The sequence below is a fragment of the Plantactinospora sp. BB1 genome (assembly GCF_003030385.1).
GTDB lineage: Bacteria > Actinomycetota > Actinomycetes > Mycobacteriales > Micromonosporaceae > Plantactinospora.
This window is the reverse complement of record NZ_CP028159.1, coordinates 4,279,818-4,298,108: the sequence shown is the minus strand read 5'-3', so window position 1 is coordinate 4,298,108 and position 18,291 is coordinate 4,279,818. Positions and strand designations below refer to the sequence as shown.

Below are 18,291 nucleotides of genomic sequence, written 5' to 3'. Positions count from 1 at the left end.
CCGCGCACCGCCCGCCGGTTCACCGGCTGCCGGGTTGACGGTGGTGTGCCGGTGTTGACAGCGGTGTGCCGGCGTTGTCGCTTTGATCAGCGACCCCGATTCTCCGCCCGATCGAGTTCCGTCGACGGATGCCGAGGGTAAGGCGCGATCATTTCGCGCCGGCAACGATCACTTCGCGGCCGGCGTCGACCATGTCCGAGCAGAGGGGGAACGAGATGGCTCTCACCCGACGCGGCTTCCTCGAGGCGTCCGCCGTGACGGCATTCGGTGCACTGTGGACGCCGGGGGAGCGGCCGGCACCGCCGGACTTCCCGGCCGACGTACCCGTGCAGCGCGAGGCGTACCGCAACTGGGCCGGTGAGATCCAGGCGGACGGCGTCTGGACCTGCGCCCCGCGGACGGCCGCCGACGTGGTGACGGTGACCAACTGGGCGTACCGGCACGGCTACCTCGTCCGGGCCCGTGGCTACCGGCACACCTGGGCACCGCTGACCCTCCCGGCCGACGGTACCGCCGACCGGACGATCCTGGTGGACACCACCCGGCACCTGACCTCGATGACCGTGCTCTCCACCGCACCCGAGGCGGCGGTACGCGTCCAGGCCGGCGCCTCGATGGACGACCTCCTCGCCTTCCTCGAGGAACACGGGCTCGGCGTCACCAACACCCCCGCCCCGGGCGACCTCAGCGTCGGCGGGGTACTCGCGATCAACGGCCACGGCACCAGCGTGCCGGCCGACGGCGAGACCCGGACCCCCGGGCACAGCTACGGGTCGCTGAGCAACCTGATCCTCTCGCTCACCGCCGTGGTCTGGGACGCGGCGACCGGCGGGTACGCGCTGCGCACCTTCGACCGGGCCGACCCGGAGTGCGCGGCGCTGCTCACCCACGTCGGCCGGGCGTTCGTCACCGAGGTGACGCTGCGGGTCGGAGCCAACCAGAACCTCCGGTGCGTCAGCCGGGTCGACATCCCCGCCTCGGAACTCTTCGCCGCACCGGGCACCGGCGGCCGTACCCTGGCCAGCCACGTCGCGGCGGCCGGCCGGGTCGAGGCGATCTGGTTCGCCTTCACCGACAACCCCTGGCTGAAGGTCTGGAGCGTCAGCCCGACCCGACCGCTGACCTCCCGCCCGGTGGTCACCCCGTACAACTACGTCTTCTCCGACAACGTCCCCGAGCCGGTCTCGGAACTGGCCGAGCAACTGCTGAACGGGGCGTGGGCGCTGACTCCGACCTTCGGGCAGGTGCAGTACACCACCGCCGCCGCCGGGCTGACCGGCACGCTCGCCACCGACCTGTGGGGACCGTCGAAGAACCTGCTGCTCTACGTCAAGCCGACCACGCTGCGGGAGACCGCCAACGGGTACGCGGTGCACACCGCCCGGGGCTCCATCCAGCGGGTGGTGCACGAGTTCGCCCGGTTCTACCAGCGGCAGTTGGCCGCGTACCAGGCCCGGGGCGAGTTCCCGGTGACCGGCCAGGTGGAGATCCGGGTCGCCGGGGTCGACCGGGCCGCCGACGTGGGCGTACCCGGGGCGGAGCCGCCGGCACTCTCTGCGGCCCGGCCCCGGGCCGACCACCCGGAGTGGGACAGCGTGGTCTGGTTCGACGTGCTCACCTTCCCGACCGCGCCCCGGGCGCACGCCTTCTACCGGGAGATGGAGACCTTCTTCTTCACCAACTACACCGGCTCGTACGCCGGCTGCCGGGTCGAGTGGTCCAAGGGCTGGGGCTACACCGACTCCGCCGCCTGGGCCGACCCGACCATGCTGACCCGGACCGTGCCGGACTCGTACCGGCACGCGCCCGACCCGACCTGGGACGCGGCGGTGGCGGAGCTGAACTCCCACGACCCGCACCGGGTGTTCAGCAACGCCTTCCTCGACGTGCTGCTCCCGGGCACACCGTGACCCGGTCGCCGGGCACGCCTTGACCCGTCCGCCGGGGCGCCGAGGTCGACGACCTGCGCCCTGGGCGAACAGGGCTGGCCCGGGCCGCCCTGCCGTGCGGGAATGGAATCGGCATCGGTGCGGCCGACCGGGGAGGAACCGGATGCGTGGTGGTGCGGTGTACGACGAGATCGCCGACTGGTACGAGGCCGAGTTCCTGCCCCGGCACACCGGCAGCGACGAACTGGAGATCGACCGGAGCCTGCGGCTGCTGCTCGGCCCCGGCGACGGGCCCTGCCTGGAACTCGGCTGCGGCACGGGTGCGTACGCCGGCTCGATCCGCGCCCTCGGCCGGACCCCGGTCGGCGTCGACATCTCGGCCGGCATGCTCCGGTACGCCCGCGACCGGCTGCCGGTCGTCCGGGCCGACGCCGCCCGGCTGCCGGTCCGGGACGGTGCGCTGCCGGCCGTCGTCGCGGTGATGGTGCACACCGACATGCCGGGATATCCGGCGGTGCTCCGGGAGGCGGCCCGGGTGCTGGCCCCCGGCGGGACCTTCGTGCACGTCGGCGTCCACCCGTGTTTCTGCGGCGGGTTCGCCGACCGCACCGACGGCGACGCGATCCTGATCCGCCCCGGCTACCGGGACAGCGCCTGGACGAGGGAGTCCTGGACCGACCGGGGGATCCGGGACAAGGTCGGCGCCACCCACCATCCGCTGCCGGAGTTGCTGCACATGTTCCTGGACGCCGGGCTCACCTTCGAGCGGTTCGCCGAGGGCGGCGCGCCCACCCCGATCGTCCTCGCCGTCCGGGCCCGCCGGTCAGGCTGAGCCGGTCGCCGAACCGGTGCGCCCGGCGGCGCCGAGCTGCCGCAGCGCGGCGTCGTGCAGTGCCGGGGTCCCGGCGAACAGCGCCGGTCCGGCGGCCGGTCGGGACCGCCCGTCGAATCCGCTGTACCGGCCACCGGCCTCGGTCACGATCAGGCTGGTGGCGGCGAAGTCCCAGACCTGTCCCCGGGTCTGCACGGCGAGGTCCAGTTCGCCGCGCGCCACCAGCAGCGCCGGGTGGGTACGCCACGGGGTCGGCGAGGTGACCGCCAGCAGCGGGGCGATCATCTCGCGTTCGGCCGGGTAGACCTGCTCGTCCGGCGGTACCACCCCGAGCCGGCCGCCGGGCAGCGGATCGGTCGGGTCGGATCCGCCGGTGCGCAGGGGTCGTACCCCGGTCACCCCGGTCCCGGAGATCTCCGCCTGGTGGGCACCGGAGCCGCGCCGGGCCCACCAGATCGTCCGCTGTGCCGGCACGGCGGCGACCCCGACGACGATCTCGCCCGCCTCCTCCAGCGCGACGAGCACCTGCCAGCGCTCGTCACCGGCGACGAACTGCGCCGTTCCGTCGATCGGGTCGACGATCCAGCGCCGGGCGGCCTGCCCGGTCTGCCCGACCTCCTCGCCCAGGATCGCGTCGTCGGGCCGCGCCCCGGCGAGTACCTCCCGGACGGTGGCCTCGACGGCCCGGTCGGCCTCGGTCACCACGCTGCCGTCCGACTTCCGCTCCCGGTCGAGCCGGCCGAGGTCGGCGAAGTACCGGAGGGCGACGGCGGCGCCGGTCAGCGCGGCCCGCCGGGCAAGGAGAAGATCGTCTTCCACCGACCCATCCTCGCGGTCGACCGGGAGGATGGGTCGACCGGGGTCAGCGGTCGACCGGGGTCATCCGCAGGGCCAGGGCCGGGCACATCCGTACCGCCTTGCGGGCGCCCCCCTCCAGCCAGGTCGGCACCGGGGTGGACGGGAACGACGGGAAGCCGTTGGAGTCCAGCCGGACGAACTCCGGCACCACGCTGGCGCAGAGCCCGTGCCCGTCACAGCGCGACCAGTCCACCACCAGCTTCGAGGTCGGGGCGTCGGCCGCGTTGGGCAGCCCGAGGAGGCCCTTCACCTTCTTGCCGCAGGTGCCCCGCGCGGCGTGCGCCTCCAGGTCCTCGGTGAAGATCTCCAGCGCCGAGGTGGCGAACCGGGCCGTGCCGTCGGGGTGGCTGCACGCGCCGCGACCCTTCACCGCACCGGCCGCCGCCCGGACCACCTCGGCGGCGGCGCTGCCACCGACGATCAGGTCCAGCGAGCGGGCCAGGTCCGGCAGGCCGAGCCGGCACGGCCCGCACTGCCCGGCCGACTCGCCGGCCAGGTAGGTGACGACCTGGGCGGCCTCGCCGAGCGGGCAGACCTCGGCGCTCAGCGGCATGATGATGCCGGCGCCGAGCGCGCCGCCGACCTTGGCGAAACCGGCCCGGGAGACCTCGGCGGTGGCGGCACCCTCGGCGCTGATCCACTTGCCGTGGTAACCGCCGGTGAGCACACCCGGCCCCTCCGGCGTCTCGCAGAGTTCCAGCACGTCCCGCAGCGGGATGCCGGTCGGGCACTCCACCACGGCAGGTCGCCCGGCGGCCCCGGTCACGGTGAGCAGCACCGTGCCGGGCTCGTCGGCGGTGCCGACCGTGCCGTACTCGTACGGGCCGAGGCGGGCGGCCAGGGCGAGCTGGGCGTACGTCTCGGCGTTGGAGAGCAGCGTCGGCAGCCCGCCCACCCCGGTGTCGCTGGCCCGTACCTTGCGCCCCGGCGGGATGTGCGCCTCGCCGTTGATCCCGCGCACCAGGGCGCCACCCTCGCCGGAGATGAACCGGTGCGGCACGGTGACGATCCCGGTGCGTACCGGCATCCGGCGCTCGGCCAGCGCGGCGGTCAGCGACGCCTCACCGATGCCGTCGTCGGCGACCCCGATGACGATCTCGTCGGCGTCCAGCGCGTAGGCGGCGATCGCGGCCCCGTCGAGGATCAGGTGCGGCGCGCGGGTGAGCAGCGCCTTGTCCTTCCAGGCGCCCGGCTCGCCCTCGGTCGCGTTCACCACCACCACGGTCGGCAGGTCCTGCCGGTCCGCCGACTCCAGCACCGCCCGGAACTTGCGGGCGAACGGGAAGCCGGCGCCGCCCTTGCCCTTGAGTTCGATCCCCTCGACGAGTCGGAGCAGGCCCTTGGGGGAGAGCGGGTTGACGGCACCGTGCACCATCTCGTGCGCGGTCAGGTCGAGCCGGCCGAACTCGTCGAAGCCGGCGGTGAGCCGGGGTTCGCCGAAGCAGGCGACCGGGGGTACGGCGGTCAGACTCACCGCGCTTCACCTTTCAGACTGGTCCAGTACGCGCCCTCCTCGGCCGCCTCGTCCGGGTCGTCCCGACGCCGGGAGGACCGGCCGGACGGCTCGTCGGACCTGCGGGACCGGCGGGTGGCGAGGTCGATCAGGGCAGGCTTCTCGTCGTCGTCATCGTCGTCGTCCGCCCGGGCGACGAGATTCGGCTCGTACCGGGCGGCCCGGCCCCACTCCGCGGTGCTCTCCTCGGCGTCGTCGGCGCCGCGGGCGCGGCTGTGCCGTCCGGAGCGGTCGTCCGGTTCCTCGTCGGCGGCCCGCCGTCGCCGGCCGGCCCGGGTGGCACCGCTCGGCGTCGGCTCGTCGTCGGGCTCGCGCCAGGAGCGCCGTCCCGACCCGTCGGTGTCCCGTCGGGACCGCCGGCTCTCGCCGGGCTCGTCACCGGCCGAGGTGTCGTCCCAGGCGCGCGGCGGGCGGTACATCGCGTCGTCCTCGCCGCCCCGTGGCCGATCCCACGGGTCACCCGGCTCGTCGCCGGCCGCCCAGCGTCGGGGGCTGTCCCAGGGCAGTTCGGCGTCGCTGAACGCGTCGCCCTGGTCCCGGCCGCCCGACATGCTGCCCGGCGGCGGCACCTCGGGTACGGCGAAGCGGTCGGAGCGGCTGCGGGGGGCGTACGTGCTGTCGAGTTCTCCGGCCCGGGCCCAGGCGTCGATCGCCGACTCCGAGCCGCCGCGCAGGTCGGAGAGGCTCTCCCGGCGACGCCGGCCACCGCCCTGGGTGTCGTCCGGCCGGCCGCCGTAGGTGTCCCGCTCGTCGCGGCCGGCCCGGCCCGCCGGCTGGCCGCGCCGCCCGCTCACGGCGTCCGAGTCGTCCCAGCGGTTGTCCCGGCCGCCGCCGCGCCGGCCGGTGAGGGTGTCGTCCTCCCACCGGCTGCGCCGGCTCCGGCCGCCCTCCCGAGCGGGGGAGTTGGCCCGGCTGGCCCGGATCTCGTCGGCGGTGCGCCGCTTGGCCGGCGCCATCGAGCTGGTCCGGCCGACCGGACCCGGCTTGCCCGGCCTGCCGGCCCGTCCCGGCTTGCCCGCCCGGCCGACCGGGGAGAGCGCGCCGGTGGTCTGGCCCAGTTCCGCCCGCTTGCGACCCAGCGACACGGAGAGTCGGACACCCAGCAGCGCCAGTACGAGAGCCACGCAGAGCAGATAACTCAGGGTGACCCAGGTGGCCGCGGCCCGGCCGGCCTGGAGGCCGTGCACCAGCGCGATCGGCCAGGCGGCGTACGAGATGCTGTGCAGGGTCCGCCACAGCCACGGCTTGCCGACCCCGGCGAACCGGGCCCGGACCAGTCCGGTCCAGAGCACCGCCACCATCGCCGCCCCGGCGACGGTGCCCAGCCCGACGTAGACGTCGGCACCGTTGACGAAGGGCAGCAGCGCCTTGTCGGGGCTGATGTGACCGGCCGCGATCTTGGTCAACACGTGCAGCACCAGGGCGAAGACCGCGATGATGCCGAGGGACCGGTGGGCCGACTGGAGCAGCACCCGGTGCCGGATCAGCAGGACGATCCGGTCGGTCGCCACCAGACCGACCATCACGGTCAGGCTCAACGCCACCAGGGTGGCCGGTCCGGCGAAGAACGCCATGTAGACGAACATGTAGGCGTTGATCAGCCCACCGATCGGGCTCAGCATCGCCGCCGCCCAGAGCACCGCCAGGGCCGAGACGACGAGCAGGGCCACCGCACCCTGCGGCTTGGGTGTGCTGCCCCGGCTGGTGAAGCTCATGGGGACGCTGGCACGCTGAATCTGTCTCGTCCGGGCCATCTGCTCCTCGATCTTCCGCCTCGGCGCCCACCACCGCGCCCCGCCTGCCCACCCGTCGCGTGACGGGCACGGCCGCCTATTGTGCCCCGCCCCGATCACGCCACTTTGGGCGGAGTCGTACCGCCGCGCGTCGCTCGACGGCGGTCCGACCCCCATCAGGTACGGGAAAACGGGCCGGGGGGATGAGTCCCGTGCCGATTATGTTTCACGATCGGTGGAGTTGGCTGCCCCCGGGGGGTGGGCAATCCGGGGTCAACCGGTGAAGAGCTTCGCCGCGGTGATGACGGTCTGTACGACGCCGTACCCGAGGAGTGCCGCGACCAGCAGCCACGAGATCCAGAGTCGGCCGGACTGGTTCTTCGGTTGCCCGGTCATCGGGTGCTGCTCCTCTCGGTGCCGGTCGCGTCGGCGGCCGTCGCGGCGGGGGTGGTGGGGTCGGGGCGCTCACCCTCCGTCGGCTCCGGAACGGGTGCGTCCGTCGTCCGGGCCGGCTCGTGGAAGCGGTCCGGCACCGGCCGGATCAGCAGGTTCGCCACGAACCCGATGGCCAGTACGCCGACCATGGTGAACAGTGCGGGCTGGTAGGCGGCGGCGGTGAGCGTACCGGGCTTGCCCTGTGCGTCGAGGAAGCCGTTGATGATCAGGGGACCGGCGATACCCGCCGCCGACCAGGCGGTCAGCAGCCGGCCGTGGATGGCGCCGACCTGGTAGGTGCCGAAGAGGTCCCGCAGGTAGGCCGGCACGGTGGCGAAGCCGCCGCCGTAGAAGGAGAGGATGACGCAGGCCAGCAGGACGAAGAGTGCGGTCGCGGTGGAGCCGACCAGGGCGAGCAGGGCGTAGAGCACCATGCCGACGCCGAGGTAGACCATGTAGATCGGCTTGCGCCCGATCACGTCCGAGGTGGACGACCAGGCGAACCGGCCGGCCATGTTGAACAGTGAGAGCAGTCCGACGAAGCCGCCGGCCGCCGCGATGGTGACGCTGGAGGTGCCGCCGTCCCGGAAGAAGTCCTGGATCATCGGGCTGGCCTGTTCCAGGATGCCGATCCCGGCGGTGACGTTGCAGAAGAGCGCGATCCAGAGCAGCCAGAACGAGCGGGTGCGGATCGCGTTCGACGCCGAGACGTTCGCCGTGGTCACCAGGGGCTTGGCGGCCACCGTACCCGGGTCGAAGCCGGCGGGGCGCCAGCCCGGCGCCGGGACCCGGACGTTGAAGACCCCGAACATCATGATGGCGAAGTAGCCGATGCCGAGGGTGACGAAGAGCCCGACCAGGGCGCCGCCGGAGGCGACCGAGGCGGAGTTGGCCGGGTCGTAGCCGGGGTCGTAGAGCGAGAGCAGTTGCCGGCTCAGCGGGCTGGCCAGCATCGCGCCGCCGCCGAAGCCCATGATCGCCAGCCCGGTGGCCAGGCCGGGACGGTCCGGGAACCACTTGATCAGCGTGGAGACCGGCGAGATGTACCCGATGCCGAGGCCGATCCCGCCGAGGAAGCCGTAGCCCAGGTAGACCAGCCAGAGCTGCCCGGTCGCGATCCCCAGCGCACCGACCAGGAAGCCGGCGGCCCAGAAGGAGGCCGAGACGAACATCGCCTTGCGGGGGCCGTTCGACTCCACCCAGGTGCCGCCGAGCGCCGCCGAGAGGCCGAGCATCACGATGGCGATGCTGAAGATGACCCCGATCGCGGTCTGGCTCGCGTCGAAGTGCGCGATCAGCGAGTTCTTGTAGACGCTCGTCGCGTACGCCTGACCGATGCAGAGGTGCACCGAGAGTGCCGCCGGAGGTATCAGCCAGCGACTGTATCCCGGTGGAGCGACGGTGTGCTGGTGGTCGAGTGCGGTCATCAGCGACACGACGTACCTCGTTTGCGGCAGGGCGGGCGTGGCGCGGTGCTACGGATCGGTCGTCCCGCGTTGACGCCAGCCGCGGTGGCTTTGCTCTTCGCCCGGAACCTATTCCCCGATCCAGGCTACCTTGATCATCGATGTCTCACCGATCGGCGGACGGTCGATCGGCTGAGCCGAACGGTAGTTCGTATACCGTACGCGGTCGCCAGCGTCGTCCGTCCGGGCGCGTCCGGCCCGGCGGGGCGGGCGGACGCACTCGATCAGCGGGTAGCTCGGGCGGCGGCGGTGAGCGCGGCGGTGATCCGGGGCAGCGCGCTGCCGATCGGCTCCCTGACCACCTCGTCGGCCAGGCCGTCGTACGGGGTCGGGTCCCGGTTGACGATCACCAGCCGGGCACCGGCACCCACGGCGAGCCGGCAGAGCGAGGCGGCCGGCTCGACCAGCAGCGACGAGCCGACCGCGAGCATCAACTGACTCGCCGCCGCGATCCGCTTCGCGTTGTCCAGGGTTTCCGGGTCGAGGTACTGCCCGAACAGCACGACGGCGAGTTGCAGGATCCCCCCGCACTCCCGGCACCCCGGATCCGGCTCGCCCGCCGCCACCCGGTCCAGGGTGGCCCGCGCCTCGGACCGCGCCCCGCAGCCGGTGCAGACCACCGAGCGCATGCTGCCGTGCAGCTCCAGCACCTTCCGGGCGGCGATCCCGGTCATCTGGTGCAGGCCGTCGACGTTCTGGGTCAGGATCCGCACCGCGATCCCGGCCCGGTCCAACTCCGCCAGCGCGTGGTGCGCGGCGTTCGGCTCGGCCCGCCACGCGGCGTGCCCGAGATAGGTACGCCAGAACCGGGCCCGCACCTGCGGGTCCGCCATGAAGCGGTCCCGGGTGAACGCGTCGGTGAGCTTCGGATCCCGGGTCCAGACCCCGTCCGGTCCCCGGTAGTCGGGGACCCCGGAGTCGGTGGAGATGCCCGCCCCGGTGAGCACCGCCACCCGGCGTACGTCCCGGCACCATTCGGGGATCTCCACGTCCTCCATGACCGGCGATGCTAGGCGGCGGTACCGGGCGACGGCGAGGCGATTATCGGCGGCCGGACCATGGGGGACGACACCCGGGAGGCCGGGAAGACACCACCGGCACCCGATCGGGTGGACGGGTCGAAGGTCCCGGACCGGACGGACCTCGGACCGGTCACCAGCGGGCGCCGACGGCCATACCGTGGTGGAGGCGGCCGGACATCGGCGCGGATCGGGTGCGGGACGCGGCGCCGGCTCGCCGGAGGCCGACGACGTACGTCTGCGGAAGGGTTGAGCGTGGCAACGGAGACCAGGGACCAGACCGGGACGGCGGCCGACGCCGCGATCCTGCACACCCTCGCGGCGCCGGACGAGTCCGAACTCGCCCGGCTCGACGCGTGGTGGCGGGCGAACAACTACCTGACGGTGGGGCAGATCTACCTGCGCGGCAACCCGCTGCTGCGCGAGCCGCTCAGCGCCGAGCACATCAAGCCACGGCTGCTCGGGCACTGGGGGACCAGCCCCGGCCTGTCGCTGATCTACGCGCACGTCTCCCGGCTGATCAGGCTCACCGGACAGCAGGCGATCTACCTCGCCGGGCCGGGGCACGGCGGGCCGGCCCTGGTCGCGGCCGGCTATCTGGAGGGCACCTACAGCGAGATCTATCCGGAGGTCGGGCAGGACGAGGCCGGCCTGCTCCGGCTCTTCCGGCAGTTCTCCAGCCCCGGCGGCATCCCGAGCCACGTCTCGGTGACGACGCCGGGCTCGATCCACGAGGGCGGCGAACTCGGGTACGTCCTCGTGCACGCCTACGGCGCCGTCATGGACAACCCCGACCTGCTCGCCGTCGCCGTGGTCGGTGACGGCGAGGCGGAGACCGGCCCGCTGGAGGGCTCCTGGAAGGGCGTCTCCTTCGTCAACCCGGCCCGGGACGGCGCCGTCCTGCCGATCCTGCACCTCAACGACGCGAAGATCGCCGGCCCGACGGTGCTGGCCCGCAAGGATCCGGCCGAGGTCCGGGCGCTGTTCGAGGGACACGGCTACGACGTGATCGAGGTCGACGCCGTCGACCTGCCCGGTTCACACCACCGCTTCGCGGCGGCCCTCGCCGGGGCGTGGGGCCGGATCCGGGCCATCCAGCGGGCCGCCCGGGGCGGTGACTGGGACGGCAGCCGGCCACGCTGGCCGCTGATCGTCCTGCGCTCGCCGAAGGGCTGGACCGGGCCCGAGGAGGTCGACGGGGTGCGGGTCACCGGCAGCTGGCGGTCCCACCAGGTGCCGCTCTCCGGGGTACGGGACAACCCGGAACACCTGGCGATCCTCCAGCGCTGGCTGCGGTCGTACCGGCCGGAGGAGCTCTTCGACGACGACGGCGCGCCCAGCGCGACAGTGCGGGAACTCCCACCCCGGGGTGACCTGCGGATGAGCGCCTCGCCGCACGCGAACGGCGGCCGGCTCACCCGCGACCTGGACCTGCCGGACTTCCGCGACTACGCGGTCGATGTCCCGGCGCCGGCCAAGCTGCGCGCCGAGTCGACCCGCCGGCTCGGCGAACTGCTCCGGGACGTCTACCGCCGCAACCCCGACACGTTCCGGCTCTTCTGCCCGGACGAGACGAACAGCAACCGCCTCGGCGCCGTCTTCGAGGCGTCCGACCGGGCCTTCATGGAACGGGTCACCGACGCCGACGTGGCGATCGGCCGCGACGGCCGGGTGATGGAGGTGCTCTCCGAGCACAACTGTCACGGCTGGCTGGAGGGATACACGCTGACCGGCCGGCACGGGATGTTCGCCACCTACGAGGCGTTCGCGATGGTCAGCGCGTCGCAGACCGTCCAGCACGGAAAGTGGCTCCAGGAGGCGAAGCACCTGCCCTGGCGGGCGAAGGTGCCGAGCCTGAACATCCTGCTCACCTCGACGGCGTGGCGCAACGACCACAACGGCTTCTCGCACCAGGGGCCCGGCCTGATCCAGGTGGTCCTCACCCAGCGCGGCGACATCGCCCGGATCTACCTGCCGCCGGACGCCAACTGCCTGCTCTCGGTCGCCGACCACTGCGTCCGGTCCCGGTCGTACATCAACCTGATCGTGATCGACAAGCAGCCGCAGTTGCAGTGGCTCTCCATGCCCGAGGCGATCGCGCACTGCGCCCAGGGCGCGGGGATCTGGGAGTGGGCCGGCACCGACGACGGCGGCAGCGACCCGGACATCGTGCTCGGCTGCGCCGGTGACGTCGTCACCATGGAGACCGTCGCCGCCGCCCAGATCCTCCGGGAACGGCTGCCCGGGATGAAGGTCCGGGTGGTCAACGTCGTCGACCTGATGACCCTGGTCCGGCCCAGGGACCACCCGCACGGGATGAGCCCCACCCTCTTCACCGAGCTGTTCACCGACACCGTGGACGTGGTCTTCGCCTTCCACGGCTATCCCGGCGCCATCCACCAGCTCGTGCACGGGCGGCCGGACGCCGACCGGTTCCGGGTACGCGGATTCGTGGAAGAGGGTACGACCACCACGCCGTTCGACATGACGGTACGGAACCGGACGTCCCGCTACCACCTGGTGCTGGACGCGATCAACAACGCCCGGCGGCTGCCCCGGGGCGCGGCCGAGCTGAGCCGCTGGTGCGAGCGGCAGCTCGCCCGGCACGAGGCGTACGTGGTCGAGCACCTGGAGGACATGCCGGAGGTGCGCGACTGGTCCCTCGGCGACTGGGCGACCCGCGGCTGAACCGTCGACGACCGGACCCGGCGACCGGGACAGGTTGCCGGGTCCGGGCCGCCGTCGCCGGGTCCGGTCAGGGTGCGCGCAGGACGGCGGCGGTCTCCTCGGCGATCCCGCGCTCCTCGTCGGTCGGCACGACGCAGACCGCGACCCGACCGGCGTCGGCGGAGATGGTCCGGGCCGGCGCGCCGGAGGCGTTGCGGGCCGGATCGACGACGATGCCCAGCGGCTCCAGTCCGGTCAGGGCGCGTTCGCGGACCACCGCGCTGTTCTCGCCGACCCCGGCGGTGAAGACGACCGCGTCCAGCCGGCCGAGCACCGCCTGGTACGCCCCGACGTACTTGCGGATCCGGTAGCCCCGACGGTGACGACGTCGGTGGTCATCACGTCCTGCACCTGCCACCGTCTCATCACAGCCCCTTCCGCCGGGCTCCGGACGTCTTTCCCGACGTCCCACCCCGACGCTAGGACCGTGCTCCCGGGCCGGACAGGGTCGACCGGCCCGCCGGGCCGGGCGCTCCGGCCCTGTCCGTCCGGGCCGCGCCCGGCTGTGCTGGTAGGCAGACGACCAGCGGCCCGCTGGGGAGAACGACTCGAAATGGGGTACCAGAGGTGTTCGTGCAGGCCATACCCGGCGCCGACGCGCTCACCATCGACGGTGGAATCGTACGGATCCGCGCGGTCGTGCCGCAGGACCGGGAGCGGTTGACCGAGCTGTACCGGCACAGCTCCCCGGAGAGCCTGCGGATGAGGTTCTTCGCCGTACCCGGTGAGCGGGCCATCGCCGCCGAGGTCGACCGGCTCTGCCGGCCGGGGTCACCGGCTGAGCACGGCGCCGTACTCGCCGAGACCGCCGGCCAGCTCGCCGGGGTCGCCTCCTACGAGGTGGGTGACGGCGGCACCGGCGCCGAGTTCGCCGTCTTCGTCGCCGACGGGCAGCGCGACCGGGGCATCGGCACGCTGCTGCTGGAGCACCTGCGGGCGGTGGCCGGCGCGGCCGGCGTGACCGAGCTGCGTGGCGACGTCCTGCCGGCGAACGCCGCGATGCTCCAGGTCGCCGCCGACCTGACCGGACACGCCGGTTCCCGGACCGGGGACGCGACACTCGCCGTCGGCCTGCCCACCGTGCTCAGCGAGGCCGAACTCGGCGCCGCCGACGCCCGCGACCGGGTGGCGGGGCGGGCCTCGCTGCGACCGCTGCTCGCACCCCGCTCGGTGGCGGTGGTCGGCGCCGGCCGTACCCCGGGCGGCATCGGCCACGAGACGCTGCGCAGCCTGCTCCGGTACGGCTTCACCGGGCCGGTGCACCCGGTCAACCCGCACGCCACCGAGGTCTGCGGGCTGCCGGCGTACCCGAGCCTGTCGGCGCTGCCCGAGCCGGTGGAGCTGGCGGTCGTCGCGGTACCCGCCCCGGCGGTGCTCGACACGATCCGCGACGCGGCCGCCGCCGGGGTACGCGCCGCCGTGGTCCTGACCTCCGGGCTCGGCGAGAGCGGCGCCGCCGGACGCCAGGCGCAGCGCGAACTGGTGGAGGTCGCCCGGGCGCACGGGATCCGGCTGGTCGGCCCGAACTGCATCGGGGTGGTGAACACCGATCCGGCGGTCCGGCTCGCGGCGGCCTTCGCGCCGGTACTGCCGCCGGCCGGTGGGCTGGCGGTCGCCTCGCAGTCCGGCGCGGTCGGCGTCGCGCTGCTGGAGCACGCCGAGCGGGCCGGCTGCGGGCTCTCCAGTTTCGTGTCGCTGGGCAACAAGGCCGACGTCAGCGGCAACGACCTGATCGCGTACTGGCACGACGATCCGGCGACCACGGCGGTCGCCCTCTACCTCGAGTCGTTCGGCAATCCCCGCCGGTTCGCCCGGCTGGTCCGCGGGCTCGCCCGGCGCAAGCCGGTGCTGGCGGTCAAGAGCGGCCGCTCCGGTGCCGGCGCCCGGGCCGGTGCCTCGCACACCGCCGCCGCGGCAGCCCCGGACAGCACCGTGGACGCGCTCTTCGCCCAGGCCGGGGTGATCCGGTTGGAGACCCTCGGTGACCTGATGGACACCGCCCGGCTGCTCACCGACCAGCCGTTGCCGGCGGGTGACCGGCTCGCCGTGATCGGCAACGCCGGTGGGGTCAACGTGCTGGCCGCCGACGCCGCCGACGGGGCCGGGCTCCGGGTCGGGTCGCTCAGCCCGGCGCTGCGGGAGCGGCTGCGGGCCGTACTGCCCCCGCTGGCCGGTGACGACAACCCGCTCGACCTCGGTGCGGGGGCGAGCCCGGCGGCGCTCGCCGACGCGGCCCGGGTGGTCGCGGCGAGCGGTGAGGTCGACTCGCTGCTGCTGGTGGTCGCGGCGACCCGGGCCAACGACGTGCCGGCGATGCTCGCCGCCCTCGCCCCGGTCCTGGACTCGGCGCCCGCCCTCACCGCCGCCGTCGTCGTGCTCGGCCTGGCCGATCCGCCGGCCACCGTGGGCAGCCGCCGGGCCCCCGTCTTCGACCTGCCGGAACGGGCCGTCCGGGCGATCGGACGTGCCGCCTGGTACGCCGACTGGCTCCGGCAGCCGGCCGGCGGCATCCCGCCGAGGGCCGCGACTGCCGGACGGGGTCGGGAACTGGCCCGCGAGGCGCTGGCCACGGCTGCCGGCTGGCAGCCGTACGACCGGATCGCCGAGATCCTCGGCAGCTACGGCATCCCGGTGGTGCCGGCGCGCCGGGTGGAGACCGTCGAGGAGGCGGTCGCCGCCGCCGAGGGGTTCGGCTACCCGGTCGCGCTGAAGGCCGCCGATCCGGACCTCGTGCACAAGAGCGACGTGGGTGGGGTCGCGCTGCGGCTCGGCGGCCCGGAGCAGGTGCGGGCGGCGTACCCGGGGGTGGCCGGAGCGGCCGGTCCGGACGGGCCGGTACTGGTGCAGCCGATGGCCCGGGGCCAGCTGGAGCTGGTCGCCGGGGTGGTGCACGACCCGCAGTTCGGCTCGCTGGTGATGGTCGGGCTCGGCGGGGTGCACACCGACCTGCTGGGCGACCGGTCGCTGCGGCTGACGCCGGTGACCGACCTCGACGCCGGCCGGATGTGGCGGTCGTTGCGGGCCGCGCCGCTGCTCACCGGCTACCGGGGCGCCCCACCGGTCGACACCGCCGCGGTCGAGGAGCTGCTCTGCCGGCTCGGTCAGCTCGCCGAGGACCTGCCGGAGGTGGCCGAACTCGATCTCAACCCGGTGCTGGTCGGCCCGGACGGGGTGGCGGTGGTCGACGCCAAGCTGCGGCTCGCGCCGGTCGGCGCGGAGCCGCACCGCACCCTGCGGCAGCTGCGGGCCGCCCGGTGAACCGGTGGCCGCGCGGCGGGCGCGAGCTGATCATCGCGCCTGCCGTGCGGCCCGGTGCCGGGGATAACATCGCCGGATGACCGAGTCGAGGCCGCCAGCCGAACCGGGCTTTCCGACCCCGTCGCTGGGCATCACGCCGCTGTCCCGGGTACGCCTGGACGAGTTGCTCCAGGAGATGCTGGACCGGGTCGGCGAGGTGGTGACCAGCCGGGAGCGGCTGCGGGCGCTGCTGACCGCCGTCGTCGGGATCAGCACCGACCTCGACCTGCACAGCACCCTGGACCGGATCGTCGCCGCCGCGTGCCGGCTGGCCGACGCCCGGTACGCCGCGCTCGGCGTCATCGGCCCCGACCGGCTGCTCACCGAGTTCATCACGCACGGCATCGACCCGGAGACGCACGCCCGGATCGGCGACCTGCCGCACGGCCGGGGCGTCCTCGGGCTGCTCATCGCCGACCCCCGTCCGGTGCGGATGCCGGACATCACCCAGCACCCGCAGTCGTACGGCTTCCCGCCGAACCACCCGCCGATGCACAGCTTCCTCGGCGTGCCGATCCGGATCCGCGACCAGGTCTTCGGCAACCTCTATCTGGCCGAGAAGCAGGGTGCGGCGGAGTTCACCGACGACGACGAGGAGATCGTCGTCGCGCTCGCCGCCGCCGCCGGGGTGATCATCGAGAACGCCCGCCTCTTCGCCATGGCGCACCGCCGGGAACGCTGGCTGGCCGCCGCCGCCGAGATCACCGGGGTGCTGCTCGGCGAGGTGCGCCGCACCGACGCGCTGCGGCTGATCGCCCGCCGCGCCCGGGAGGTGGCCGAGGCGGACGTCGCCCTGGTGCTGCTCTACGACGAGGGCGCCGGCGAGTTCACCGTCGAGGTCGCCGACGGTGGCCAGGCCGCCGCCGAGCTGGTCGGGGCGGTACTCGCCGCCGACGACACGGCCTTCGTGGAGCCGGTGACGCACCGGCGGCAGGCGGTGGCGGAGAGCCTGGCGAAGGCGGCACCCTGGCCGGTACCGGTCAGCGCCGGCCCGGGGCTGATCTCCCCGCTGATCGTCGGCGACGCGCTGCACGGCGTACTGGTCGTCGGCTACCCGGTCGGGGAGCAGGCCGGTACCGACGTCGAGGGCACCCTGCTGGCGACGTTCGCCGGGCAGGCGGCGTTGGCCCTGGAACGGGCCCGGGCGCAGGAGGAGCGGGAGCTGCTGGTGGTCCTGGAGGACCGGGAGCGGATCGCCCGGGACCTGCACGACGTGGTGATCCAGCGGCTCTTCGCGATGGGGCTCCAGTTGCAGACGGTGGCGCCGCTGGCCGCCCGGCCGGACGTACGGCAGCGGCTCAACGCCACCGTCGACGACCTCGACTCCACCATCCGGGACATCCGGCGGGCGATCTTCGAGCTGCGGACCCCGATGAGCGCGGCGCTGCGTACCGAGATCCGGGACCTGGTCGCCGGCTCCGCCGAGGCGCTCGGATTCCGTCCCGGGCTGGAGATGACCGGGCCGGTGGACAGCGCCGTGCCGGACCGGATCCGCCCCGACCTGCTCGCGGTGCTCGGCGAGGCGCTCTCGAACGCCGTTCGGCACGCCCGGGCGAGCCGGGTGACGGTCACCGTCGACGTGCGCGACGGTGAGCTCTGCGTCGGGGTCGCCGACGACGGGGTGGGCACCGACCCGGCCCGGGCCCGTGGCGGCCTGGTCAACCTGCGGGAACGCGCGGAGCGCTACGGCGGCAGCTTCGAGGTCGGCCGGACCGAGCCGACCGGTACCACTGTGGTGTGGCGGGTGCCGCTGCGCGACTGAGCGCTCGGCCGAGCCGGTCCGGTGCCGGAGTCAGTGCCGGTGCGGGGGTCAGTGCCGGCGTCGGGATCAGTGCCGGCGTCGGAGTCAGTGCCGCTCGCCGAGCAGTCGGGTGGCGAGCACCGCCGCCTGGGTGCGCCGTTCCAGGCCGAGCTTGGCCAGCAGGCTGGAGACGTAGTTCTTCACCGTCTTCTCGGCCAGGAACATCTTGCCGGCGATCTCCCGGTTGGTCAGCCCCTCCGCCACGTACTCCAGGATCCGGCGCTCCTGCTCGGTCAGCGACTGGAACTCCCGAGGCTGCTCGACGCCGGTGCGGATCCGGTCCAGCACCCGGGCGGTCACCGCCGGGTCCAGCAGCGACTGGCCGGCGGCCACCCGGCGGACCGCGTCGACCAGGTCGGTGCCGCGGATCTGCTTGAGGACGTACCCGGCGGCGCCGGCCATGATCGCCGCGAAGAGCGCCTCGTCGTCCTCGTACGAGGTCAAGATCAGCCCCTTGATCGCGGAGTCGACCGCCCGGACGTCCCGGCACACGTCGATGCCGTTGCCGTCCGGCAGCCGGGCGTCCAGGATCGCCACGTCCGGGCGGAGCGCCGGGATCCGGCGCGCCGCCTCCTGTGCCGAGCCGGACTCGCCGACCACCTCGATATCGCCGTCGCTCTGCAGCAGCCCGGCCAGGCCGCGCCGGACCACCTCGTGGTCGTCGAGCAGGAAGACCCTAATCACCCGTCCTTCCTATCCGGCCGACGCCCCGCCCGCCAGG

The 18,291-nt window shown here is 73.8% G+C and carries 12 protein-coding genes and 1 pseudogene; 5 read left to right on the top strand and 8 right to left on the bottom strand.

Annotation, left to right across the window (positions count from 1 at the left end):
* Positions 1–215: 215 nt before the first annotated feature.
* Both C6W10_RS18825 and C6W10_RS18820 read left to right on the top strand, forming a co-directional pair.
* Positions 216–1,910, top strand: coding sequence for a cholesterol oxidase substrate-binding domain-containing protein (locus C6W10_RS18825; RefSeq protein WP_199853680.1), 1,695 nt, complete (start codon positions 216–218; stop codon positions 1,908–1,910).
* A 142-nt stretch (positions 1,911–2,052) separates the two neighbouring features.
* On the top strand, positions 2,053–2,721 hold the full coding sequence (locus tag C6W10_RS18820) for a class I SAM-dependent methyltransferase (protein WP_107259199.1): 669 nt from the start codon (positions 2,053–2,055) through the stop codon (positions 2,719–2,721).
* Here the strand turns inward: C6W10_RS18820 and C6W10_RS18815 are convergent.
* The 6 genes from C6W10_RS18815 to C6W10_RS18795 all read right to left on the bottom strand — a co-directional run bounded on the left by C6W10_RS18815 (position 2,713) and on the right by C6W10_RS18795 (position 9,724).
* Positions 2,713–3,540 carry an inositol monophosphatase gene (locus tag C6W10_RS18815; RefSeq protein WP_107259198.1) on the bottom strand — a complete coding sequence of 276 codons (828 nt, stop codon included), beginning with the start codon at positions 3,538–3,540 and terminating at the stop codon, positions 2,713–2,715. The genes C6W10_RS18820 and C6W10_RS18815 overlap by 9 nt on opposite strands.
* Before the next feature lie 43 nt (positions 3,541–3,583).
* The gene (locus C6W10_RS18810) at positions 3,584–5,053 is read right to left on the bottom strand and encodes an NADH-quinone oxidoreductase subunit NuoF family protein (RefSeq protein ID WP_107259197.1); all 1,470 of its coding nucleotides are present in this window, start codon (positions 5,051–5,053) and stop codon (positions 3,584–3,586) included.
* Positions 5,050–6,807 carry a hypothetical protein gene (locus C6W10_RS18805; protein ID WP_107259196.1) on the bottom strand — a complete coding sequence of 586 codons (1,758 nt, stop codon included), beginning with the start codon at positions 6,805–6,807 and terminating at the stop codon, positions 5,050–5,052. The genes C6W10_RS18810 and C6W10_RS18805 overlap by 4 nt, the downstream gene beginning before the upstream one ends.
* 291 nt (positions 6,808–7,098) lie before the next feature.
* A complete protein-coding gene (locus C6W10_RS39220; RefSeq protein ID WP_255416204.1) occupies positions 7,099–7,221 on the bottom strand; it encodes a hypothetical protein in 123 nt (40 codons plus the stop codon).
* Entirely contained in the window at positions 7,218–8,690 is a 1,473-nt protein-coding gene (locus C6W10_RS18800) for an OFA family MFS transporter (RefSeq protein WP_107264081.1), read from the bottom strand. The genes C6W10_RS39220 and C6W10_RS18800 overlap by 4 nt, the downstream gene beginning before the upstream one ends.
* A 260-nt stretch (positions 8,691–8,950) precedes the next feature.
* Positions 8,951–9,724, bottom strand: a complete 774-nt coding sequence (locus C6W10_RS18795; RefSeq protein ID WP_107259195.1) for a Sir2 family NAD-dependent protein deacetylase — start codon at positions 9,722–9,724, stop codon at positions 8,951–8,953.
* A 324-nt stretch (positions 9,725–10,048) separates the two neighbouring features.
* On the opposite strand from C6W10_RS18795, the gene C6W10_RS18790 reads away from it, so the two are divergent.
* Positions 10,049–12,433, top strand: coding sequence for a phosphoketolase (locus C6W10_RS18790; protein WP_107264080.1), 2,385 nt, complete (start codon positions 10,049–10,051; stop codon positions 12,431–12,433).
* Positions 12,434–12,500: 67 nt separating this feature from the next.
* Here the strand turns inward: C6W10_RS18790 and C6W10_RS38635 are convergent.
* Positions 12,501–12,779, bottom strand: a pseudogene (locus C6W10_RS38635) (acetate kinase); the annotation flags it as partial.
* Positions 12,780–13,045: 266 nt separating this feature from the next.
* Between C6W10_RS38635 and C6W10_RS18780 the strand changes: the two are divergent.
* Both C6W10_RS18780 and C6W10_RS18775 read left to right on the top strand, forming a co-directional pair.
* Positions 13,046–15,730: a bifunctional GNAT family N-acetyltransferase/acetate--CoA ligase family protein gene (locus C6W10_RS18780; RefSeq protein ID WP_234361324.1), complete on the top strand. Its 2,685-nt coding sequence runs from the start codon at positions 13,046–13,048 to the stop codon at positions 15,728–15,730.
* A 76-nt stretch (positions 15,731–15,806) separates the two neighbouring features.
* Entirely contained in the window at positions 15,807–17,531 is a 1,725-nt protein-coding gene (locus C6W10_RS18775) for a GAF domain-containing sensor histidine kinase (RefSeq protein WP_107259193.1), read from the top strand.
* Between the two features lie 84 nt (positions 17,532–17,615).
* Here C6W10_RS18775 and C6W10_RS18770 read toward each other — a convergent pair whose 3' ends face one another.
* On the bottom strand, positions 17,616–18,254 hold the full coding sequence (locus tag C6W10_RS18770; protein ID WP_107259192.1) for a response regulator transcription factor: 639 nt from the start codon (positions 18,252–18,254) through the stop codon (positions 17,616–17,618).
* Between the last annotated feature and the right edge of the window lie 37 nt (positions 18,255–18,291).